Raw genomic sequence first — 23,373 nt, 5'->3', positions numbered from 1 at the left:
ACATTTATTACTATGGGAAAAGGAGACAAAAAATCAAGACGAGGTAAGATCAATTCTGGAAACTATGGAAAAAGAAGGCCTAGAAAAGCTTCAAAATCTTTTGTAGCCTCTGAAGAGAAATCTAAAAAGTAATGATATAAAAAGGGCGGAGAAATTTTTCTCCGCCCTTTTTTATTAAAAATTAAATTAATTATTTTCCGAAAATATTTCCAAGGATGCTTCCTAATCCGCCGCCTTGCTGTTGCTGATTTCCACCACCAAGTACGCTTCCTAAGATATCATTCAATGGATTTCCTGATGACTGAGCTTGTCCATTATTCCCCAAAACACTTCCAAGAATGTCATTTAATGGATTAGATTGTTGAGCTTGTGCCTGATTAGAAGCATTTCCTAAAATTCCTCCTAAAAGATCTCCTAAACCTCCGGCACCCACATTACTTTGTTGTTTTTGTTGACCAATATATCCCATTACAACCGGAGCCAACATGGCAAGAATAGGTCCTATCTTATCTATTGAGATTCCTGTATTTTGTGATAACTGATTTTCTACGGTGCTCTTTTGTCCACCAAAGATATGGTCAAGGATAGATCCACCCTCAGCCTGTCTGGCTTCAATTTGTGAAGGATCATTTAAGATACTTCCATTGTGGTCTTTGTCTAAAGCACTGTTTAATGCTTCCGCTTCTTTAGCATCCTGAGATTTATTTCTTAAATAAGAAATGATGAGAGGAGTAGCTACTGCCAATAAAGCAATTACCTGGTTTCTATTGATTCCGAATTTGTTTTCAGCCTGTTCAGCAACCTGGTTGCTAGTGTTCCCTGTAAGTAGGTCTAATAAGCTCATTGTTTGTGTTTGTTAAAGTATTAATTGACTCAAAGTTATCAAAAAATGTGCCTGATAAAATACTCCGGATTCATAATTATTGTTAAAGTTTTTCTGATCTCCCATTTGAAATAGTCTATGGATTTTTCTCTGAAAGATACTCATCAACAAAACAAAATAGAAAGGAGAAAAATTGTTAAACAATAAAGTATAAAATTTCTGTCTGAGTCTTAGTTCTTTATAATAGGAACATTAGAGCACGCTTCTCCAAACATCAGAGATTTTACAATAGGTTTCAGCTGTTCTACCAACTCAATATAAGCGTTTTCAGGAATTTCTTTATCTGAACATCCTTTTACCAGAACTCTTTTTCCTCTCATGTCTTCAAAATCATAGATCTGGATCGCATTATGCATCAAAATAACCTCCAGATCTTCACGGTTTCCGAATACAATTTTCTTGGAGACATCAGTAAGCTTAGCTGTCAATACAAAATAAGCCCAAAGTGGAATAATAGTGTCTACAGAATTGTATATATAGATGTAAGAATCTCTGTATTCTTCAACGTTGATTGCTTCTACTTTTTCACGGAAATCCTTTTCCTTCAGAATCATTTCCTGGAAAAGAAAATCTTTAAGGTCAATACCTTTTCTTTCCCCTTTTGGAAGCAAAGTGGTAAGGTCAAAATTCACAAGGCCGCTTTCAGCAACTTTATTTCGTATTTCAAATTCTTCTGACATTTTTATCATTATCTTTGAACAAATTTACGAATTAAGATCAATATACATTTTAATTTGTTCTCTATCCTTACCATAGAAACTGCCCATGATTTAAAGAAACAGGTTGTTTTTATCGGTTATTAAAACAAATAAAGATTTCGGAAGAAATGAAATATTACATTATTGCAGGAGAAGCTTCCGGTGATCTTCATGGAAGTAATTTGATGAAAGCTCTTAAACAAAAGGATCCAAATGCGGAGTTCAGGTTTTGGGGCGGTGATCTGATGAAAGCTCAGGGCGGAACATTGGTAAAACACTATCGTGATCTGGCATTCATGGGGTTTTTGGAAGTAGTCATGAACCTGAGAACCATTTTAAATAATATTAAATTCTGCAAAGAAGATATTCAGAACAACAGACCTGATGTTTTAATTCTGGTGGATTATCCGGGATTTAACCTAAGGATTGCCAGATTTGCCAAAGAATTAGGTATTAAGGTAGTTTATTATATTTCACCACAGCTTTGGGCCTGGAAAGAGGGGAGAGTGGAAATTATTAAAAAATATGTGGATGAAATGATGGTAATTCTTCCGTTTGAGGAAGATTTTTACAGAAAACATGGTGTACATTCACACTTTGTTGGGCATCCTTTGCTGGATGCAATCTCTGATTTAAAGGAAATCAATATTGATGGTTTTAAGAAAGAAAATAGACTGAACGAAAAAGAAATTATTGCACTTTTACCAGGCTCCAGAAAACAGGAGGTTGAAAAAATGCTTGAAATCATGCTTTCTGTAAGACCGCATTTTAAAAATTATCAGTTCGTTATTGCTGGAGCACCAAGTCTTCCTAAAGAATTTTATGAGAAATATGTGGATGATAATGTACACTTTGTTTCAAATAGAACATATGATCTGCTGAGGTGCTCAAAAGCGGCTTTAGTAACTTCAGGAACTGCTACATTAGAAACGGCTCTGTTGAATATTCCTGAAGTGGTTTGTTATCGCGGAAGCACTGTTTCTTATGCCATTGCCAAAAGATTGGTTAAAAATATAAACTACATTTCCCTGGTGAATCTTATCATGGATAGGGAAGTCGTAAAAGAACTTATCCAGAGTGATCTGAATACTAAAAATCTGGTGGACGAACTCAACAAAATTTTAGAAGGAAAAAAAAGAGAACAGGTCCTGAACGACTATAGCCTTTTGAGAGAAAAGCTTGGGGGGAGCGGAGCCAGTGATCATGCAGCTGAGGTGATTTTAAATGTCTGAGAAGAATCTCAGGAAATATAATTCCTTTATTACAATGAAACATATAAAGAATGTTCTATTATTAATTGCCTGTACCATTTTCTCAATAAGCTTTGCTCAGAAAGAAACAGCATTGAGAGATAAAGTTCAGATTTTTTATTATGGCTGGTATGGAAACCCAAAAACTGATGGAAGCCTACAACACTGGAATCACGAAATTATCCCGCACTGGAGCAATCCTAAATGGAATAATCTTGAGAATCACAAAGGCGGGGATGATATTGGTGCCAACTTTTATCCGGCATTAGGTAATTATAGCTCCAATGATAAAGCAATCATAGAGAAGCACATGAAGATGATTAAAGATTCTGGTGTAGGGGTTGTGGTGGTGAGTTGGTTGGGAAAAGATTCTTTTACTGATAAAAGCTTGATGAAGTATCTGGACATTGCAGACCGTTTTAATTTGAAAATAGCATTTCATATAGAGCCTTTCTATAAATCAATTACAGAGTTTAGAGAGCAGCTTTCTTATCTTGTTAAAACATATGGCCATCATCATGCTTTTTATAAAAAAGACGGAAAGCCTCTGTATTACGTGTATGACAGTTATAAAATAGCTCCGGAAGAATGGTCAAAGTTGCTTTCTAAAAATGGAGAGAAGACTTTACGCAATACGGAACTGGATGCATTATATATTGGATTATGGGTAGAAGAAAAAGATTCTGCATTTTTCAATACAAGCGGATTTGATGGTTTTTACACTTATTTTGCCAGTGAAGGTTTTGTGTATGGAAGCACAACTTCCAATTGGAATTTTATGGCTCAATATGCGAAAGATCATCATCTTATTTTTATTCCATGTGTTGGTCCAGGCTATTCAGATACAAGAATCAGACCTTGGAATGAAGCCAACTTTAAAAGCCGGGATAATGGCAAATATTACGAAAAGATGTTTGATGCTGCGATTAAAGTCAATCCTGAATTTATAGGAATTACTTCATTTAACGAATGGCACGAAGGCACACAAATAGAGCCTGCAATTCCTAAAAAGACTGGAAGTTTCATCTACGAAGACTATGGAAAAGATCCATGGATGTATATCAAAGAAACGAAACGTTTAACGGATAAGTTTTTGAAAGGAAAGTAAAACTTTTAGCCTAAACGTAATTTCATAGCAAAAAAATAAGCGCCCTGTTAATCTCTTTGAAGATAGCAGGGTGTTTTATTAGTAATTACAGTGATAGCAATCAAATTTTCAATTTCCTATATTGGTGATATAAACAATTGAAATTGAATAAGGAACCGTTACTGATTTTAGTTCTCTATTTTATTCTTGGAATTTTTTTTCAGGATACATTTTTATTGGGAAAAGGATGGATCTATGGTGTAATTATTATAAATGTTGGGATTTTAATTTCTCTATTCTTCAACACCTATTTTCTCCATAAGATCAAAGTTATTTTGCTTGGGATACTGTTTTTTGGAATAGGTGTAGTTCTTCATTTCTGTAATTCTTTGCCTCAAAAAATGGCAATAGCTGTGAATAAAAATGAGACTATTGTTTTTAAAATTTCTCAGAAATTAAATTCAACAGAAAAATATAAGAAATATGAAGGGATCGCTCAATTAGGGAAGAATAGCTTTAATTCGATGGTTTACATCCCGAAAAATCATGAAGAATTAGATTATGAACATTACTACAAGGCTGAAGCCTATATTGCACAACCCCAACAGCCACAATATGATTTCCAGTTCAATTATGCACACTATTTGAAACGAAAGAATATTGACTATCAGGCTTATATTTCAAAAAACATTTCTTCTATAGAGCGAAATGATCTGAGTTTTATAGAGCAGATCAAACAATACAGAGCCCATGTTCTAAAGAAAATTGACAAAACAGAAATGTCCGGGAGTACCAAAGAATTTTTAAAAGGAATTATCCTGGCAGACCGAACGGAGATGGAGGCGACAACTGTACAGGATTTTAACAGATCTGGGTTGGTTCACCTATTGGCTATTTCAGGAACCCATATCGTGATTATTTTTGGACTTTTTTATTTTTTGATGACCCGTTGTATTCCTTTACAATTCAGAAAATATGCGATTATTTTTAGTTTAGTTTTTATTTGGCTATTTGCTTTATTTATTGGATTTGGTAACTCCGTGTTGAGGTCCTGTATCATGTTGAGTGTATATTTTATGTTTGTTTTATTACAGAGGAAACCAGATTTACTGCACTCATTGGCACTGTCAGCCTTTATTATTCTGATTTTGGATACCCAACAGCTTTTTGATGTGGGATTTCAGCTGAGTTTTATGGCGGTATTAGGAATTTTTTTGTTGAATCAACCACTTCTGAAATATTTTTCAAGAGCTGATAATTATTTTAAAAAACTGATTTTTAATACCATTACAATATCCTTATCCGCACAGTTAGCCACACTTCCGTTGGTGTTGTATTACTTTCATCAGTTTTCATTCGTTTCAATTGCAGCCAATTTTATCATTATCCCTTTTTCCGAATTGATTATTGTGTTTTCATTTCTGATGACACTTCTTATTGTCTTTGGTCTTGATTTTGGCTTTATTGATAAGCTTTATGATGGTGTTATACAATTATTTCTGAAGAGTATTCATTGGTTTGCCAGTGCAGATATGGTATTCATTAAAAACATTTCCATGAATCTGATGGAAGTAATATCCGTTTTAATAGCAATATATTTGTTAAGAGCATTGATTTTAAAACTGAACTTTAAAAATTCAATGAATTTCATCATTGCTGTTTTAGTGTTTATGATGATAAGAATAGGATGTAATATTATTGAAAATCAGAAAGAAGAAGTGCTTTTACATTCCTTTAGTAAGAACAAAATTATATCAATAAAGAAAGGAAGTAAGGCCTGCTTTTGGATTCAGGATAAGGCAGACAGGGAAAAGGTTTTACAATTTATCATTGAGCCTTACTGTTCTTCCAGAAGAATAGATCATTTTGAAATAAAACAGATTCCTTTTTCAACTAAAAAAATAGTTTTTGGAGATCATGTTTATGATATGAAATAAATATTTTTGATTTTTTTGATTTTTCTTTATTTATAACGTGTTAGGCTCTTATTTAGAAAGATTACAAACTGTCTAATTGTGAGATTTCTCACTTCCCGATATTGTTAACATTTCTTAATTTTGTGGGAAATTCAAATTTAAACTTATATGGCAGGTTTAACGAGTTCTACGATAGGTAGAAAATACGCTATGGCATTATCAGCTATGTTTTTGCTGATTTTTCTTATACTGCATTTGACAACCAATTTGTTATCAGTTCTAAACAGAGATGCGTTCAATACAGCATCTGAGTTTATGGGCTATAATCCTTTTGTGCAGTTCTTAATGCAGCCTATTCTTGGCTTTGCAGTAATTTTCCATTTTGCGATGGGATTTGTATTGGAGATCAAGAATAATAAAGCGCGTCCAGTAAAGTATGCATCAAACAATGCTGCTGTAAATTCTTCATGGATGTCTAGAAATATGATTATTTCCGGGGCAGTTGTGTTGGCTTTCTTGGCGCTTCACTTATATGATTTCTGGTTACATGAAATCAACTATAAGTATGTAGAGGGAATAGCTCCTGATTCAGAACGTTTCTGGCCAGAGCTTCATGAGAAGTTTGCTGACCTTTGGAGAGTTGCTTTATACGTGATCTCTTTTGTACTATTGGGCTTACACTTAGCTCACGGATTTCAGTCTTCATTCCAGTCTATTGGAGCAAGACATCCAAAATATACGCCTGTGATTAAGGCTTTCGGAACATGGTATTCTATCCTTATTCCGGCAGGATTTATCATTGTGGCAGTTTATCATTTTATAACTCAATAATATCAATATACTAGTATGAGTAAATTAGATTCAAGAATTCCAGCGGGTCCTCTTAAAGACAAGTGGAAAAATCATAAAGATCATATGAACCTTGTTGCACCAAACAACAGAGATAAGATTGATATTATTGTTGTAGGTACAGGTTTGGCAGGAGGTTCTGCAGCAGCTACTTTAGCTGAGCAAGGATATAATGTGAAAGCATTTTGCTACCAGGATTCACCAAGAAGAGCGCACTCTATTGCAGCTCAGGGAGGGATCAACGCAGCTAAGAATTACCAGGGAGATGGTGACTCTACTTACAGATTATTCTATGACACTATTAAAGGGGGTGACTATAGAGCAAGAGAGGCTAACGTTTACAGATTAGCAGAAGTTTCTGCAAATATTATTGACCAGTGTGTTTCTCAAGGGGTTCCTTTTGGTAGAGATTACGGTGGCCAGTTAGATAACCGTTCATTTGGTGGGGTTCAGGTAAAAAGAACATTCTACGCAAAAGGACAAACAGGACAGCAGTTATTATTAGGAGCATATTCTTCAATGAGCCGTCAGATCGGTAAAGGAAGAATCAAGATGTACAACCGTCATGAAATGCTTGACCTGGTAATTGTTGACGGAAAAGCAAGAGGAATTATCGCAAGAAACCTTGTAACAGGTGAAATCGAAAGACACTCTGCTCACGCAGTAGTTATCGCTTCAGGAGGATACGGAAATGTATATTTCCTTTCTACCAACGCAATGGGATCTAACGTTTCTGCAGCTTGGAAGATCCACAAAAAAGGAGCTTACTTCGCAAACCCTTGCTACGTACAGATTCACCCGACTTGTATTCCGGTTCACGGAACTCAGCAGTCTAAATTAACTTTGATGTCTGAATCATTAAGAAACTCAGGAAGAATCTGGGTTCCTAAAAAGATTGAAGATTCAGTAGCGATCAGAGAAGGTAAATTAAGACCTGAAAATATTAAAGAAGAAGATAGAGATTATTATTTAGAAAGAAGATATCCTGCATTCGGTAACCTTGTACCTAGAGACGTTGCATCAAGAGCTGCTAAGGAAAGATGTGATGCTGGATTCGGAATCGAAAATAATGATACTCAAGAAGGGGTTTACCTTGATTTCTCTACAGAGATCATGAAAAAAGGTAAAGAAGCCGCTATCGAAAAACATATTCATAATCCTACAGATCAGCAGATCTATGATCTTGGTAAGAGTTGGGTTGAGGAGAAATATGGTAACTTATTCGTAATGTACGAAAAAATTACAGCTGATGATCCTTACAAAACGCCAATGAAAATCTATCCGGCTGTTCACTATACAATGGGAGGTGTATGGGTTGATTATAACCTTCAGTCTACGATCCCTGGATGTTTCGTAATTGGTGAAGCTAACTTCTCAGATCACGGAGCTAACAGATTGGGAGCATCAGCATTGATGCAAGGTCTTGCAGACGGATATTTCGTACTTCCTTACACAATCGCAGATTACCTTTCTGCAGACATCAGAACAGGAGCAATTCCTACGAATTCAGCAGCGTTTGACGAAGCTGAGAAAGGAATTAAAGATAAAGTTGATTTCTTCATTAATAATAAGGGAACTCACTCAGTAGATCACTTCCACAAGAAACTAGGACACATTATGTGGAATAAAGTGGGAATGGGTAGAACTCCTGAAGGATTAAAAGAAGCAATCAAAGAAATTGAAGAAGTAAGAAACGACTTCTGGAAGAACGTAAAAGTACCTGGAGAAGGTGATGGGATGAACACTGAGCTTGAAAAAGCATTCAGAGTGGCAGACTTCCTTGAACTAGGACAGCTAATGGCTATCGATGCGTTAAACAGAGAAGAATCTTGTGGTGGTCATTTCCGTTGGGATCACGCTACTCCGGATGGAGAAGCGGAAAGAGACGACGTAAATTTCAAATACGTCGGAGCTTGGGAATATCAGGGAGAAAATATCAATGCGGAAGTATTGCATAAAGAAGAACTGATATATGACAACATCGAGGTTAAAACAAGAAGTTATAAATAATCTCCAACCTATAAATATAACATTATGAGTGCAAAAAAAGGCTTACATCTTACGCTGAAAATTTGGAGACAAAAAAATAGTAAAACTAAAGGTCAGTTTGAGACCTATAAAATATCAGATGTATCTACAGATTCTTCATTCCTGGAGATGTTGGATATTCTGAACGAAAATTTAATTAACGAAGGTAAAGAACCTATCGCTTTCGATCACGACTGTCGTGAAGGTATTTGCGGGATGTGTTCCCTTTACATCAATGGTAGAGCTCACGGACCTGACACAGGGATTACTACTTGTCAGCTTCACATGAGAATGTTCAAAGATGGTGAGACCATCGTTATTGAACCTTGGAGAAGTGCAGCTTTCCCTGTTATCAAAGACTTAATGGTAGACAGAAGCGCATTCGACAGAGTAATGGCAGCAGGTGGTTTCATCTCTGTAAATACTTCAGGAAATACGCTGGATGCTAACGCAATTCCTGTTCCTAAAGAAGATGCAGACAAAGCAATGGATGCTGCTGCTTGTATCGGATGTGGAGCCTGTGTCGCTACATGTAAAAACGGATCTGCAATGCTATTCGTAGGAGCTAAAGTTTCTCAGTATGCATTACTTCCTCAAGGTAGAGTAGAAGCTAAGAGAAGAGTTCTGAACATGGTGAAAGCTATGGACGAAGAAGGATTCGGAAACTGTTCAAATACGGGTGCTTGTGAAATTGAATGCCCTAAAGGTATTTCTCTTGAAAATATCGCAAGAATGAACAGAGAATACATGTCTGCTCTTGTAGATCAAGGATAGAATTGATTCAGAATACTTAAAAATCGCCTCCGTTTCGGGGGCGATTTTTTTTATAGAAACCTTTTAGCTGTTAAAGTTTGTTAACTTATCAGTAAAATATAGGTTTACTTTGCTGAATAAGTATATATTTGGAGGGCAGTTGGAGGATGTAAAAAGTACATCATTTCCGTTGCTTTTTACCGGTAAAAAATGGATAGATAAAATAATTGAAAGTTCCCTTTCTATCGGTAATAATAAATTTTTTTTAAAAAAATTATCAGTGTGAATTAACATGCCCTAAAAAGCGTATTTTTGTGTAATATTAAAAATTGAAATGAAAAAATATCTTTTATTGTTTATCATCGCGATTTTCGTGATGTCTTGTTCAAAAAAAGTAGAAGTAAAAGGAAAAATTACAGGAAGCTCACCATTGGAAAGAATCGAATTTGTAGAAGCTTCCGGAGTAGGGACATTGCCTTTAATTAATATCGGTCTGGATAAAGAGGGTAACTTTTCAGGAAGCTTTGAAGCACCTAAAGATGGAATGTATGTTATCAATTATGCTAACAAACAAAACCTGATCTACCTTGAAGGAGGACAAAAAGTAAATATCTCAGGAAATGCAATGACATTCCCGAACGAGTATGTTATTACCGGCGATGCTAAAAAGAATAATGATTTTCTTGCAGCAAGCCAGAAGTTTTTAGGTGACTATGGTAATAAAATTGATTTAAGACAATTAATGGCCGGTGATGAAGCAGCATTCGTTAAAGGCATGCAAAAAGTAGAAGCAGATATCAATAAGAATGTTGATGATCTTGCGGCTAAAAATAATCCTAGTAAAGCTCTTTTGAATTGGAAGAAAAACGATGTTAAAGTAACCATTCTTAACCTTCTTGCCAATTATGAAATGTCTCATGGAGCCATGGCTGGTAACCCATCTTATAAAGCTTCTAAGGCTTTAACAGATTATGAGGCTAAATTAGATAATGATAAAGAGGCGATGGTAAAAACTATTCCACTTTACAGACAATATCTTCTTGTAAAAATGACTCCTGATTTCCAAAAATATGCAGAGGCAAACAGTAAAAACAAAACTGGAATTACCACTTCAGAAATGTTTGCTAAATATTTGGGAACTAAAAAAGATATTTCTCAAACAGCAAAAGATTATCTTTTAGCATTTGTAATGGCTCAGGCTGATATTCATCCAACAACAACTACTGCTAATATTGATAAAATCAAAAAACTTATTGATACAGATATCAAAGATGCTACTATCAAAAGTGACCTGTTAAAAATGCAGATGGCAATTACAGGACTTAAGATTGGAGAAGCAGCTCCGGAAGCAGCATTAGTAAAACAGGATGGAAAAGCATACAAACTTTCTGAAAACAAAGGAAAACCTTATATGTTGTTTTTCTACGCTTCATGGAATCCTTATATCGGTGAAGCTACAGTACCGGTTTTAAAAGAAGTAGTTAATTTTTACAAATCTAAAATGAACTTTGTTTTTGTAAATGTAGATGATACAAAAGATCAGTTTATCAAAACAAGCAATTCGTTATTAAAAGGTATTCCGGGAGTAAATGTTTACGGAGAAAAAGGAATGGAGTCTGATATTGCTAAAAAATATGGAGTATACGGATTTAAGTTACCTTGCTTTGTAATCGTTGATAAAGACGGTAAAATTGCCAGCAGATCATTTGTAAATCTTGGTGAACAGGAATTTGTAACCATTCTAGATAAACTAACAGGGCTTGCAGCTCCAAAAGTAGATCCGAATGCACAGATGCAGCAGCAATTGCAGATTGATCCTACTGCACCGCAGCAAACAAATCCACAGCCAGCACCTACAAAATAATAAACTTTAATATAGATCAGAACCTTATCCTCGGATAAGGTTTTTTTTATTGTATTTTTGCAAGATGAAACTTTTAAAGTTTCAATTAGGAAAATAGAAAATTTTAGAATGAGCAGAAAGAATAAGAAAAATTTAGTTCTTGAAAATATAAAACTGTTAACTGCCGGAGCAAAAGGAGTGGCTATCGGAAAAACAGAAGACGGAAAAACAGTATTGGTTTCAGGAGCAATTCCGGGAGATATTGTGAATGTAAGAGTGAAAAAAGCGAAATCCAAATATTATGAAGGAGAAGCGGTAGATGTTTTGGAAAAATCTCCTTTCAGAACAGAACCAAAATGTGTTCACTTTGGAACTTGTGGCGGTTGTAAGTGGCAAAATATGAGCTATGAAAAACAACTTGATTTTAAACAGGAAGAAGTATATAACAATATCAAAAGAATTGGAGGGATCGAAGACTTTGAAACTGTATCCATTCTAGGTTCACAAGAACAGTATTTTTATAGAAATAAAATGGAGTTTTCTTTCTCCAATGCAAGATGGCTTACTCAGTATGAGATCAGTTCTGAAGAGAATTTTGGAAGCAAAGATGCTTTAGGGTTCCATATTCCGGGAATGTGGAGTAAGATCTTAGACCTTAAAGAATGTTTTCTACAGGAAGATCCATCTAATGCAATCCGATTAGCGGTGAAGAAATATGCTGTTGACAATGGATTAGACTTTTTTGATGTAAGAAATCATGAAGGGTTCCTGAGAACTTTGATGATGAGACAGAACTCTAAAGGAGAATGGATGGTATTATTCCAACTTTTTAGAGAAGAAAAAGAGAATAGAGAAAAATTATTTGCTTTTATTTTAGAGAAATTTCCGCAAATTAAAACATTGGTGTATGCTATTAATCCAAAAGCCAATGACTCTATTTATGATCTTGACATCAATGTATATTTTGGAGAAGGATATTTAATGGAAGAAATGGATGGGCTGAAGTTTAAAATCGGACCAAAATCATTCTTCCAGACCAATTATAAACAAGCACTTGAATTATACAGAAAAACACTTGAATTTGCAGATCTAAAAGGAGATGAAGTAGTATATGATTTGTATACCGGAACAGGTACAATTGCGCAGTATGTGGCAAGAAATGCAAAACAGGTCATTGGGATAGAATCTGTTCAGGAAGCTATTGATGCGGCCATTGAACATGCTGAATTAAACGGTCTTACCAATACAACTTTCTATTGTGGAGATATGAAGAATGTCTTTAATGACGAGTTTATGGAAAACCATCCTAAAGCAGATGTCCTGATTACGGATCCTCCAAGAGATGGAATGCACCAAAAAGTAGTGGAGCAAATCTTGAAATTAGCCCCGGAGAAAGTAGTGTATGTAAGCTGTAATTCTGCAACACAGGCGAGAGATCTGGCATTGATGAAAGAACACTATACCGTAGTAAAGATATTACCGGTTGATATGTTCCCACAAACTCATCATGTGGAAAATATAGCATTGCTGATTAAAAAATAATTTAATTAAATTTGAGTTCAAATCTTTAGTATGAAGTATTTTAAATTTCTCATAATGCTTTGCTTGGTTGGAATGTTCTTTTCATGTGGCAGCGATGATGACATCTGTGAAAGCGGTGAAGGTACACCAAGAATGAAGGTTGCTTTTAAAACAGCAGATTCGGGAAAGGAGAGAACAATGGATTCATTATCTGTAGCCGTAGATTATGGCTCAGGGAAGGTAGATCTTGGATGGCAGAAAAATATTGATTCAAGGCTTATTCCTTTGAGAGTGGATGATTCTCCTTATACAGATATTTATTTTAAAACATCTACTAAAAGCAAAGAATCAAAAGTAAGAGTAACTTACACAACAAAGGCTGCCTATGTTTCTGCTGGATGTGGTGCTAAAAAAACATATGAGAATGTAAGCTCACAATTAATAACTCCTGATCCTGTTCAAAATGTGGAAAACGGACAAAATCAAATATTGAATGAAGACAAGACTAATCTTTACCTTATTTTTTAGCCTGTTTGGAATCTTAACCTGGGCACAGGAGGAGAAGAAAGAAGAAGTAAAAAAAACTCATTGGAAGTATGAACCGAATTTTATGGTTGGGTTTGATGTTTTGAATGCAGGTGTTGGATTTTTTTCAGACAGGAAACTGTATCAGGGATTTATTTCCTCAAAAATTAATGGAAGTGTTCATGGTATTGCAGAGGCTGGTTTTGAAAAAAATATATACCAGAAAAATGGATACGATGCTAAAGCCAATGGCCCATTTATTAAACTTGGAGCATTCTATATGCTGGCTAAAGATAAAGAAAACGAATTCAATGGATTCTATGCGGGAGGAAAAGTAGCCGGCTCCTTTTATAATCAGGAATATATGGCTATCCCAGTCAGAGGATATGGGGGAAGTAGTTCTTCTGTGGCTTTTCCTGCATCATCACAATCTTCTTTCTGGTTGGAGGGAACCTTGGGAGGAAGAGTACAGTTATTTGACTCTAATTTTTATATAGATGTAAATCTACAGCCTCGTTATTTAGCTTATACTTCCAAACAGGATAATATTTCTCCAATGATTATTCCAGGGTTTGGAAAAAGCTCTTCAAAATTTAATATGGGATTCGCATGGAATATAGCGTATAAGTTCTAATGAAAGTTTATTAAACAATTTGTTTATCATATCAATGAGCCTTGGGAAATTTCCTAAGGCTCATTTGTTTTTATGGAGATTATCCTTAAGGAAGCTATGTGGTTTTGGAAGGATTTTAAATGAGCACTTATGTTTCCTGCATGAATGATAAAAAGATAAAAACTTCAGAATTTATTTTAATCTCATCAGCAGTATCGTAAATATTGTAAAGGTTTATCGTGAAAAATAGTTGTAATATATGATGTGGTATATTAAATCGTAAAAAAAAATAGGATTGATAATAATAATATAAATGAGTATTAACCGTTAAAAGTAAAGCACGCTATTGCTATAAAAGGTGATAATATTTTAGAAAGTAAATAATTAATTAAAAATTAATAATGATGCTAAATGGTGGTGAATTTGTGTTATTTTGATTTATTTTTTATTTTCAATCATATAGGGTAATGTTGCTTAACTTTTTCAAAAAAACATTTTAATAGATATATTATAATGAAAAAATCATTAGATTTGTGTAAATATTAAAATATTAGCTTATGGGATAAAATTATTCTTTTTACTACAGATTTTCTGTAAATAATGAGGTTTCAGAATTGTGAATCAGCCTCATAAAATGCGAAATACTATAATTCTTAATTATCGTTATCATTATTAAATTTAAAAAATATGAGTGGACTTTTACTCTGTAAAATGAGCCGACCTTTTAAGGTGCTCATTGCATTGCTCTGTATGGTCATCGGATTGTCCATACAGGCTCAAACCATTACAATTGGTACCGGAACGTCTACCCAAAAGTATCCTTTAGGAGCTAGTTGGGGGTTTGAACGTTCTGCATCTATTTACACGGCAGCTGAAATTGGAACTACTGGAAGTATTCTATCTTTGGGATGGAATTCTACCGGAGTTTCTAATATTGGTATGCCGGTAAAAGTTTATATAAAACCGGTAGGAACTACAACAACTATGACAGCGCAAAGCTGGAATACTTTAACTACCGGAGCTACTTTATTATATAGTGGAAGTGTAGGTCTTATACCCATAGGATGGTATACAATTCCTTTACAGCTTCCTTATACTTATAATGGAATAGATAACCTAATGGTACTTGTTGAAACCAATTATGGTGGTTCCGGATCGTTTAGTACAGGAGCGAAGATTGCTTATTCTAGTGTTACATCAGGACACATGTATATTGAGCAGGATAGTACACCTCCTACGACTAAGACCGGAACAGTTACCAGTAACAGACCCAATATTCAGATGACTTTCGGTACACCACCGGCATGTTTACCTATGCCTCCGGGAGGATCACTAAGTACAGGAGCGGTTACCGCAACCAATGCTGTAATCAATTGGACTGCGTACGTACCGGCTCCGGCAGCGGGATATGACGTATTTTATAATACAACGAACGTACCGCCAGTAGCAGGATCAACACCTAATTTAACTGTTCCGCCAGGAGCACCCACTGCGACTATCGGACCATTAACTCCATTGACAACCTATTATGTGTGGGTAAGAGCAAAATGTAGTGCAACAGAACAAAGTGAATGGTCTACACCATTATCATTTGCTACACCGGCAACCTGTCCGGCGATGCCTACTTCTGGAACGATCACAACAGGAACGATTACACCAACAACTGGGGTGATTAACTGGACTTCATTTGGTTATACCCCTGCAGAAGGATATGATATTTATTACAATACCACAGGTGCTGCACCTAATGGTACTACTTTGCCATCGCAAAATGTTCCATCAGGAACAACGGCAACATTAAGCCCTTTACTTCCTGATACAACTTATTATGTATGGGTGAGAGCAAGATGTAGCTCAACAGATCAAAGTACTTGGAATATTATACCAAAATCTTTTGCAACACCACCTACATGTCTGCCAGTTCCTACGACTGCAGGTTCATTAACGGTAGGAACAATGACAACTAACAGTGCTGTTGTTGGTTGGGCAGCATCACCTTCTGCACCTGCGGGAGGATATGAAGTATATTACAATACTACTGGTGTAGCGCCAACAAATAATGCCACTACACAAGGTACTATTGTTCCAGGAAACTCTACACCATTAACTCCATTAGTTGCAGGGACTACCTATTATTGGTGGGTAAGAGCAGTTTGTACTTCTACAGATAGAAGTGCTTGGGTGCCGGGACCTCCATTTCAATTAGGACAAATAGGATCTGGTAGTGGTAAGAGTACTCAACTTCCAGTAAATTCAAACTGGGGATATAATTATTCTCAGCAAATTTATAAAGCTTCCGAAGTGTCGGCAGCTGTGGGGCCAAATAAATTCATTACTGAACTTAAATTCTATGTAGATAATCCCGCTCCTGATCAAAGTAAATACAATGATTGGGTAGTTTATATGGGGAATACTACACAGAATAATTTTGCAACAACCTCAAGTTGGGTGCCAATCTCTTCATTGAAACAGGTTTGGTCAGGAATTTTACCTACAATGACGGCAGGGACTTGGGTAACTATACCATTAACAACTCCTTTGCTTTGGGACGGAACAAGTAATATTGTAGTGGCTGTAGATGAAAATGCACCAGCCTATTCCTCAACTCCATATGCTAATTGGGGAGCTTTTGCCGGAGGAACACCTGAAAGAGGATTACAATATATTAGTGATGGTACTAATCCTGATCCTGCTTCTCCGCCATCAGGTACTAAGCAGGCCAACATTCCACAGATTGTCCTTAAAGGTATAGAATTAGTAGCCTGTACAACTGCACCACCTACTAATATTAAAGTAAATAGTATTACAGCGAGTACAGCTATCGTTTCATGGACGCCTGCAATAGGGGCTACTTATAAATTACAATACAGACCAGCAGCAGGTGGAGCTTGGAAAGTAATTGATATTACAGCTCCATTAACAAGCAGCTGGCCATTATATAATTTGATAGATGGAACTCTGTATGAAGTTCAGATTGCAACAATCTGTAGCGGTACTCAGGGAGCATATTCTACAAGTACTCAGTTTACAACGTTAGCTCTGACTTACTGTCCTAACGTACCTCCTACAGGTACGCCAAGTGGATATATTGGTAAAGTGACTGTTACTCCTACAAATGGACCTTTAATGGTAAGTAGTTCAGGATATGACGGATATAAAGATTATTCTACTGATCCTACAAGATTAGTTACTCTGATTAGAGGGACATCAGGTAATAAAATTAGTATTACAAAATTCTGGCCTGGAAGTACATCTAGTTATGGAGTGGGAGTATGGATTGACCTGAATAGAAATGGAATTTTTGAACCAACTGAAAGAGTTGTGAACGCTACTAGCAGTACTACAAACCCTGTGGGAACTGTAGCAGCTGGTTTCAAAATAGAACTTCCACCTAATATTGCTACTTATGATGGTACTCTTCTTACCCGTATGCGTGTCGTTATGATGGATGGTACTGTTAATGCACCATGTTCATCATTTGGAACATACAATGTAGGAGAAGTAGAAGATTATGCTGTAAGACTAATTGACGAGCCGGTATGTACAACGAATCCGCCAACAAACATAACGGTTTCAAACATTACAGATACAAGTGCTACGTTCTCATGGTTAGCTTCTACAGGTGCTACATATCAATTGAGATATAGAGAAGTTGGAACTACTGCTTGGACAACCGTTGCTGCTGTTCCTGCACCAGGGAATATATACACTACACCTGCAACTCCTCCTTTGAAAGAGCAAACCAAATATGAAGTACAGGTATCAACGAAATGTACTACTACTTTTGGAGCTTTCTCAAGCTCAGTACAATTTACGACATTACCACTGCAATATTGTCCTGTAACAGGTAGTGGAGATAACGATCATATTTCAAATGTTACTGTTACGTCTGCTAATTCAGGAGTGCCGCCTATGAGCAACACTACTGTTCAGAATTCATATACAAGCTATACAACCCCGGCAACTCTTATTACTTTAGATGCAGGTTCTATTGACAATAAAATTCTTGTTGCGAAAGGATGGACAGGATCAACAGGGAATGATGCTGTGGCCGTTTGGATTGACTTTGACAGAAACGGACAGTTTGATACTTCTGAAAGAATTCTTGGTTCTGCAGCTAGTACTACTACACCGGTTACCAGCCTGTTTAATGTTCCTAACGCACCTCCTGCTTATATTGGACCGTATACAACTACGATGAGAGTCGTATTGAAACGTTCAACAGGTACAACTATTCCTACAGCATGTGCTAATGCTATTGATGGGGAAGTTGAAGATTATGCAGTAAGAATCAGACCGTGTAGTAATGCGATGCCAAATGCACCGACCTTTACTACAATAACCCATACAACGGCTGTTGTTAATTTAACCGGTGGTGCTAATACGGTAACTTACCTTGTAAGATACAGAGTGGCAGGAACTGGTACATGGACGCAAATATATGCTTCTGCAGCATTAGGTAACGTTCCACTTACGCTTACTGGATTAAGCCCGGCAACAACTTATGAAGTGGAAGTGGCTGCTGTTTGTGGAGGTACTACAGGTACAGCTACTGCAATTAAGACATTCTCAACAAGATGTGATCCTACACCTCCAACAGTAACAGTAAGCAATATTACTCCAACAAGTGCTTTAATTACTTGGAACCCAGTCGTAATAAGTGCAACTTATAAAATGAGATGGAGAAAAGTGGGTGCTCCGGCTTGGGAACCGGAAATTCCTCTTCCAAGCTCACCTAATACATTCTTGTTAAATAATCTGGATTCGTTTGTTACTTATGAAGTTCAGATTGCTAATCAGTGTGCTGGTGAAACCACTTGGAATAATTTCTCAAATTCTAAAGTATTTACAACGGTAAGAATATGTGAGATTCCACCTCCGGGATTGACAATTACTCAACTATTGCCTACAACTGCAGAGGTTACATGGGATGCATATCCAGGCGCAACATATCTTCTTAGATACAGAAAAGTAGGTATTCCAAGTTGGACAGAAGTCCCTACAGCGGTTAACACAGTTATATTGAATGGCCTTGTAGAAATGACGAAGTATGAAATGCAGGTAGTCAATATCTGTAGTGGAAAACCAGGAAATTATACTCCTCCTTACTACTTTACAACCCCTACAGTAATTTACTGTCAGATGAAGTCAGAAAGCTCAGCAGGAGAATATATTTCCAAGGTAACTGTTATTCCAAACGGAAAAGATAAAATGGAGAATGAATCAAAAGGATCTACTTATACAGATTATACTGGAGTTCCTAAAACATTTATCGAGCTAATCCAAGGATCTACAGATAATGAGATTATCATCGAGAAAAAATGGTTAGGAAAAACTTATAATGAAGGAATTGCAGTTTGGATCGACTTCGATAGAAATGGTGAATTTGATATTTACGAAAAAATATTCACTTCATCTCCAAACACAACAACTCCTGTATCAGGTAAATTTAATGTACCGGCAGATGCTTTTGTAAGTACAACAGATTATAAATATGTTGTGATGAGAGTGGCAATGGAAAGAGATGGTGTTCCTGTAAGCTGTATGAACGTTAAGAATGGAGAAGTTGAGGACTATACGGTAAGAATTTCTAAACCGGGAGTTGCTAATCCAATTAACCAGAAGGATATCCTAATCTATCCTAACCCAGTAAGTTCAATATTGTATGTGAAAAATATTAGCAAAAGAGCTAAATATAAAATTTACAATGCTGCAGGGCAGATCATCGTAGAAGGTATTCTATTAAATAACGAAATTAATGTAACAAAATTGATTAATGGAGTGTATGTAATAGATATTGATGACAATGGTAATACTGCTCAAAAGAAATTTATTAAAGAATAAATAATTTAAATTTCAAATAGAATAAGCCTTCAGAAATGAAGGCTTATTTTTTTGTTCAGCAGTTCATTTTAGAATAAGTTGATTTGTTATTCATTCATTATAAGACCGATATAATGGATATTGAAAAAGCCCTCACTTCTGAGGGCTTTTTGTATTTAGTGAATGTTCTAAAAGCTTTTTTATTCAATAGCAAAGATGACTTTTTCCGTCTGTTCTTTTAGCTCTTCCAGATTGGTATTATTATAAATGATACAATCTGCCATTTTAATCTTATCCCTTTCTGGCATTTGCTTTTCCATAACAGCCTCTACCTCACGGTAGGTTTTGTTATCTCTGTCCATGACCCTTTTGATTCGGATATTATCCTCTGCAGTTACCAAAAGAGACTTATAGCATTGTCTGTTAAGTCTTAACTCAAATAATAAGGCTGTTTCTTTAAAAACCAGATATTTGGTCTGCTGCTTTACCCATTGCTCAAAATCAATACGTACTGCAGGATGAATAATCTCATTTAACTGCTGAAGAAGCTCTTTATTATTGAAAACCTTATCTGCTACAAACTTTCTGTCATATAGACCATTTTCATCATAAGATTCTTCACCTAGAAGCTCCTTGATTTTAATTTTCAGTTCTTCACTGTCATTGACAATATCTTTTGCCCGGTCATCAGAATAATACACCGGAAAACCGAATTCTTCAATAAACTTAGCAACTGTAGTTTTTCCTGAGCCAATTCCCCCGGTTAAACCAATGATCTTGGGTGCGGGCGGCTCGGCCTGTTGGCCCTCTGAATGTAATTCTTCCATAATTAAAAATTAATACCCAAAAACATCATTAAAACTGAACGTTTCATCAAGTCTTACGCCTTTTTCAGTCATTTTAAGACTAGCCAGTTCATTGTGAGCATCATGTTCAAAGAATAATAAATACTCATTATCAACACACTGTTTAAGAAACTTTCCCTTTTCCTCCAATGTTAAAAGAGGTCTGGTGTCATACCCCATCACATATACCTGATTGATGTGTCCGGCAGTAGGGATAAGGTCTGCTGCAAAAACAATCGTTTTTTCCTGATACTGAATGACCGGAAGCATTTGCTTCTCCGTATGTCCGTCTACAAAGATGACATCCATTTTCAGATCCGGAGCAAATCCATAATTTCCGGTAGTAGGAAGAGGTAAAAAGTTCAGCTGCCCGCTTTCCTGCATAGGCATGATGTTTTCCTTCAGAAAACTTGCTTTTTCTCTTGCATTAGGCTCCGTTGCCCATTGCCAGTGATTTTCATTCGTCCAGAAGTGAGCGTTTTTAAAAGCGGGTCTGTATCCCGTTCTGTCATCATTCCATTCTATGGCGCCACCGCAGTGGTCAAAGTGAAGATGAGTAAGGAATACATCAGTAATGTCTTCCTTTACAAAACCATATTTTTTTAAATTTTTATCCAGAGTATCATCTCCCCAAAGAGAGTAGTGTCCAAAGAATTTATCATCCTGTTTATTGCCCAGACCGCAGTCTACAAGGATTAGCTTCTTTCCATCCTCTATAAGCAGGGAACGGGTTCCCAGTTCGATTAAGTTTTTTTCGTCTGCTGGGTTAGTTTTTTCCCACAGACTCTTTGGGACGACACCAAACATAGCACCGCCGTCCAGTTTAAATTTTCCACATTGTATTGGATATAACTTCATATATATTTTGATTTATTTCTTTATTAATTTCATTTTCTCAGCAATTTTTTTAGCATCTTCATCCGATTGTTCCAGATGCGAAATGATCGTGTTAAAATCATTTTCCTTTCTGTTCTGAGACAGTTTTTGTTTGATAAATATTTCCGTAGGAATCACCTTAATTCCAAAAGCTCCCTTCATTTCCTTTTCTACAAATTCCTTTCCCATATCTTTTACCATCATAGGGCATTGCTGAAACTGCTCATATTTTGAGGTTAATGTATCCAGATGTGTATATAGCTCTTCCTGATTCATTAATTCTACCTTTCCATAGATCTGGACCGCTTCATAGTTCCATGTAGAAACATTGATATGGTCATACCAGCTGCTGGAGATATAAGTATGCGCTCCTAAAAAGTCACACAATACCTCATCGCCGTTTTTCAGAGTTTTTGCCTGAGGATTAGCTCTGGAAATATGAGTTTCAATATAAGAATTTTCCGGATCACTTTCATTCAGCATCATCATGGAATGGGTAGCACGGATTTTATCAACAGAAGAAATGAGTAATGCAAAAGAATTTACCTTGATAATTTCTCTCATCACCTCCATATCTTCACTTCTATACAGTTTAGGTATAAACATATATTAACAACTCTTCTTTTAAAATCTTAAACTCAAAACTTTGAATCCAAAACCTTGAACTTTAAACTAAAAAAGTTCTCCCGGATTTTTAGATCTGGAAATATTCAAATGGGTATACGCTTTATCGGTAACCTCTCTACCTCTCGGCGTTCTGATGATAAAACCTTCCTGAATCAAAAATGGTTCATAAACTTCCTCCAGGGTTTCCGGATTTTCTCCGATAGAGGTGGCTAAAGCAGAAATTCCAACAGGTTTTCCCTTAAAGTTTTCAATCATGACACGCATGATTTTATTATCCATTTCATCCAGCCCAAACTCATCTACATTTAAAGAATCTAGTGCATATTTGGTAATCTTAATCTCAATTTCACCATTTCCCTTAATTTCAGCAAAATCACGGACTCTTCTCAGCAATGCATTCGCAATTCTTGGAGTTCCACGACTTCTTCTGGCAATTTCAATAGCAGCATCTTCATAAATTACTACGCCTAAAACTCTAGCACTTCGCTGAATAATCATAGATAAAAGTTCAATAGAGTAATATTCAAGTCTACTTTGAATACCAAATCTCGCAAGCATCGGCTTAGTCAGCATTCCGCTTCTGGTAGTAGCTCCCACAAGAGTAAAAGGATTTAGTCCGATTTGTACACTTCTTGCGTTAGGACCTGTTTCCAACATGATATCGATCTTATAATCTTCCATGGCAGAATACAGATACTCTTCTACAACAGGAGAAAGACGGTGAATTTCATCAATGAAAAGAACATCATTTTCTTCCAGATTAGTGAGTAATCCGGCTAAACTTCCCGGTTTATCCAATACAGGACCGGAAGTAATCTTACAGTTTACCCCAAGTTCATTAGCAATAATATTAGCTAAAGTTGTTTTTCCCAACCCTGGCGGACCATGCAAAAGCACATGATCTAGTGCACCGCCACGCCTCTTGGCAGCAGTCACAAAAACCTCAAGATTTTCCAGCGTTTTTCTCTGTCCCGCAAAATCTTTAAAGCTTTGGGGGCGAATTTGTTCTTCCTGCATCAGCTCCTCTCGTGAGTAGTTTTCCTTATCTGGATGTAAAAAATCTGGCATTAATTCATTTCATTTACCTCAAAGATAGCAAATTTAGACTAAGATTGAAATGAAGATTGAGAAAAGGTGAATTTGAAACTGAGATTAAGATTAGAGCTGAGGTTTAGACTGAGATTAAGAACAGAATTGAGATATTTTAAGTATTTTTGAGAGGAAAATTAAAATTTG

Annotated in this window: 18 protein-coding genes; 12 read left to right on the top strand and 6 right to left on the bottom strand. The window is 36.1% G+C overall.

Annotated features, from left to right (window positions below; all coding sequences use genetic code 11):
- The first annotated feature begins 12 nt into the window (after positions 1-12).
- Entirely contained in the window at positions 13-132 is a 120-nt protein-coding gene (locus NBX25_RS22285) for a 30S ribosomal protein THX (protein WP_123857915.1), read from the top strand.
- A 58-nt stretch (positions 133-190) separates the two neighbouring features.
- Here the strand turns inward: NBX25_RS22285 and NBX25_RS22280 are convergent, their stop codons facing one another.
- Both NBX25_RS22280 and NBX25_RS22275 read right to left on the bottom strand, forming a co-directional pair.
- Positions 191-844 (bottom strand): DUF937 domain-containing protein, encoded by a 654-nt coding sequence (locus tag NBX25_RS22280; RefSeq protein ID WP_250255486.1) that lies wholly within the window; start codon positions 842-844, stop codon positions 191-193.
- A 209-nt stretch (positions 845-1,053) separates the two neighbouring features.
- Positions 1,054-1,563: a DUF2480 family protein gene (locus NBX25_RS22275; protein WP_250255484.1), complete on the bottom strand. Its 510-nt coding sequence runs from the start codon at positions 1,561-1,563 to the stop codon at positions 1,054-1,056.
- A gap of 146 nt (positions 1,564-1,709) precedes the next feature.
- Here NBX25_RS22275 and lpxB point away from each other — a divergent pair, with 146 nt between their 5' ends.
- The 11 genes from lpxB to NBX25_RS22220 all read left to right on the top strand — a co-directional run bounded on the left by lpxB (position 1,710) and on the right by NBX25_RS22220 (position 19,810).
- Positions 1,710-2,813, top strand: coding sequence for a lipid-A-disaccharide synthase (lpxB, locus tag NBX25_RS22270; protein ID WP_250255483.1), 1,104 nt, complete (start codon positions 1,710-1,712; stop codon positions 2,811-2,813).
- 34 nt (positions 2,814-2,847) lie between these two features.
- Positions 2,848-3,939 (top strand): glycoside hydrolase family 99 protein, encoded by a 1,092-nt coding sequence (locus NBX25_RS22265; protein WP_250255481.1) that lies wholly within the window; start codon positions 2,848-2,850, stop codon positions 3,937-3,939.
- 143 nt (positions 3,940-4,082) lie between these two features.
- Positions 4,083-5,855: a ComEC/Rec2 family competence protein gene (locus NBX25_RS22260; protein WP_250255479.1), complete on the top strand. Its 1,773-nt coding sequence runs from the start codon at positions 4,083-4,085 to the stop codon at positions 5,853-5,855.
- A gap of 147 nt (positions 5,856-6,002) precedes the next feature.
- A complete protein-coding gene (locus tag NBX25_RS22255; RefSeq protein ID WP_123909930.1) occupies positions 6,003-6,665 on the top strand; it encodes a succinate dehydrogenase cytochrome b subunit in 663 nt (220 codons plus the stop codon).
- Between the two features lie 15 nt (positions 6,666-6,680).
- Positions 6,681-8,693, top strand: coding sequence for a fumarate reductase/succinate dehydrogenase flavoprotein subunit (locus NBX25_RS22250; protein ID WP_123857908.1), 2,013 nt, complete (start codon positions 6,681-6,683; stop codon positions 8,691-8,693).
- Positions 8,694-8,717: 24 nt separating this feature from the next.
- Complete coding sequence (locus NBX25_RS22245) at positions 8,718-9,485, top strand: succinate dehydrogenase/fumarate reductase iron-sulfur subunit (RefSeq protein WP_123909931.1); 768 nt, start codon at positions 8,718-8,720, stop codon at positions 9,483-9,485.
- A 313-nt stretch (positions 9,486-9,798) separates the two neighbouring features.
- Positions 9,799-11,328 carry a TlpA family protein disulfide reductase gene (locus NBX25_RS22240; RefSeq protein ID WP_123909932.1) on the top strand — a complete coding sequence of 510 codons (1,530 nt, stop codon included), beginning with the start codon at positions 9,799-9,801 and terminating at the stop codon, positions 11,326-11,328.
- Positions 11,329-11,436: 108 nt separating this feature from the next.
- Positions 11,437-12,849 (top strand): 23S rRNA (uracil(1939)-C(5))-methyltransferase RlmD, encoded by a 1,413-nt coding sequence (gene rlmD, locus NBX25_RS22235; protein ID WP_123909933.1) that lies wholly within the window; start codon positions 11,437-11,439, stop codon positions 12,847-12,849.
- 54 nt (positions 12,850-12,903) lie between these two features.
- Positions 12,904-13,356, top strand: coding sequence for a DUF6452 family protein (locus tag NBX25_RS22230; RefSeq protein ID WP_228412737.1), 453 nt, complete (start codon positions 12,904-12,906; stop codon positions 13,354-13,356).
- Positions 13,322-13,987 carry a DUF6048 family protein gene (locus NBX25_RS22225; RefSeq protein ID WP_250255477.1) on the top strand — a complete coding sequence of 222 codons (666 nt, stop codon included), beginning with the start codon at positions 13,322-13,324 and terminating at the stop codon, positions 13,985-13,987. Before NBX25_RS22230 ends, NBX25_RS22225 begins: the two co-directional genes overlap by 35 nt.
- A 666-nt stretch (positions 13,988-14,653) precedes the next feature.
- Positions 14,654-19,810 carry a fibronectin type III domain-containing protein gene (locus tag NBX25_RS22220; protein ID WP_123909936.1) on the top strand — a complete coding sequence of 1,719 codons (5,157 nt, stop codon included), beginning with the start codon at positions 14,654-14,656 and terminating at the stop codon, positions 19,808-19,810.
- Positions 19,811-19,989: 179 nt separating this feature from the next.
- Here NBX25_RS22220 and coaE read toward each other — a convergent pair whose 3' ends face one another.
- The 4 genes from coaE to ruvB form a co-directional block, all read right to left on the bottom strand.
- A complete protein-coding gene (coaE, locus tag NBX25_RS22215) occupies positions 19,990-20,616 on the bottom strand; it encodes a dephospho-CoA kinase (RefSeq protein WP_250255475.1) in 627 nt (208 codons plus the stop codon).
- A gap of 9 nt (positions 20,617-20,625) precedes the next feature.
- Positions 20,626-21,492 (bottom strand): MBL fold metallo-hydrolase, encoded by an 867-nt coding sequence (locus tag NBX25_RS22210; protein WP_123909938.1) that lies wholly within the window; start codon positions 21,490-21,492, stop codon positions 20,626-20,628.
- A gap of 12 nt (positions 21,493-21,504) precedes the next feature.
- Positions 21,505-22,116, bottom strand: coding sequence for an FMN-binding negative transcriptional regulator (locus NBX25_RS22205; protein WP_123909939.1), 612 nt, complete (start codon positions 22,114-22,116; stop codon positions 21,505-21,507).
- A gap of 66 nt (positions 22,117-22,182) precedes the next feature.
- Positions 22,183-23,205, bottom strand: a complete 1,023-nt coding sequence (ruvB, locus tag NBX25_RS22200; protein WP_123909940.1) for a Holliday junction branch migration DNA helicase RuvB — start codon at positions 23,203-23,205, stop codon at positions 22,183-22,185.
- Between the last annotated feature and the right edge of the window lie 168 nt (positions 23,206-23,373).

Source organism: Chryseobacterium sp. Marseille-Q3244, from assembly GCF_940807095.1.
Classification (GTDB): Bacteria; Bacteroidota; Bacteroidia; order Flavobacteriales; family Weeksellaceae; genus Chryseobacterium.
This window is presented reverse-complemented; position numbering and strand designations above follow the sequence as displayed.

Coding starts and splice junctions, on each gene's coding strand:
- NBX25_RS22285 (WP_123857915.1), top strand. CDS start 13: ATGGGAAAAGGAGACAAAAAATCAAGACGAGGTAAGATCAATTCTGGA.
- NBX25_RS22280 (WP_250255486.1), bottom strand. CDS start 844: ATGAGCTTATTAGACCTACTTACAGGGAACACTAGCAACCAGGTTGCT.
- NBX25_RS22275 (WP_250255484.1), bottom strand. CDS start 1,563: ATGTCAGAAGAATTTGAAATACGAAATAAAGTTGCTGAAAGCGGCCTT.
- lpxB (WP_250255483.1), top strand. CDS start 1,710: ATGAAATATTACATTATTGCAGGAGAAGCTTCCGGTGATCTTCATGGA.
- NBX25_RS22265 (WP_250255481.1), top strand. CDS start 2,848: ATGAAACATATAAAGAATGTTCTATTATTAATTGCCTGTACCATTTTC.
- NBX25_RS22255 (WP_123909930.1), top strand. CDS start 6,003: ATGGCAGGTTTAACGAGTTCTACGATAGGTAGAAAATACGCTATGGCA.
- NBX25_RS22250 (WP_123857908.1), top strand. CDS start 6,681: ATGAGTAAATTAGATTCAAGAATTCCAGCGGGTCCTCTTAAAGACAAG.
- NBX25_RS22245 (WP_123909931.1), top strand. CDS start 8,718: ATGAGTGCAAAAAAAGGCTTACATCTTACGCTGAAAATTTGGAGACAA.
- NBX25_RS22240 (WP_123909932.1), top strand. CDS start 9,799: ATGAAAAAATATCTTTTATTGTTTATCATCGCGATTTTCGTGATGTCT.
- rlmD (WP_123909933.1), top strand. CDS start 11,437: ATGAGCAGAAAGAATAAGAAAAATTTAGTTCTTGAAAATATAAAACTG.
- NBX25_RS22230 (WP_228412737.1), top strand. CDS start 12,904: ATGCTTTGCTTGGTTGGAATGTTCTTTTCATGTGGCAGCGATGATGAC.
- NBX25_RS22225 (WP_250255477.1), top strand. CDS start 13,322: ATGAAGACAAGACTAATCTTTACCTTATTTTTTAGCCTGTTTGGAATC.
- NBX25_RS22220 (WP_123909936.1), top strand. CDS start 14,654: ATGAGTGGACTTTTACTCTGTAAAATGAGCCGACCTTTTAAGGTGCTC.
- coaE (WP_250255475.1), bottom strand. CDS start 20,616: ATGGAAGAATTACATTCAGAGGGCCAACAGGCCGAGCCGCCCGCACCC.
- NBX25_RS22210 (WP_123909938.1), bottom strand. CDS start 21,492: ATGAAGTTATATCCAATACAATGTGGAAAATTTAAACTGGACGGCGGT.
- NBX25_RS22205 (WP_123909939.1), bottom strand. CDS start 22,116: ATGTTTATACCTAAACTGTATAGAAGTGAAGATATGGAGGTGATGAGA.
- ruvB (WP_123909940.1), bottom strand. CDS start 23,205: ATGCCAGATTTTTTACATCCAGATAAGGAAAACTACTCACGAGAGGAG.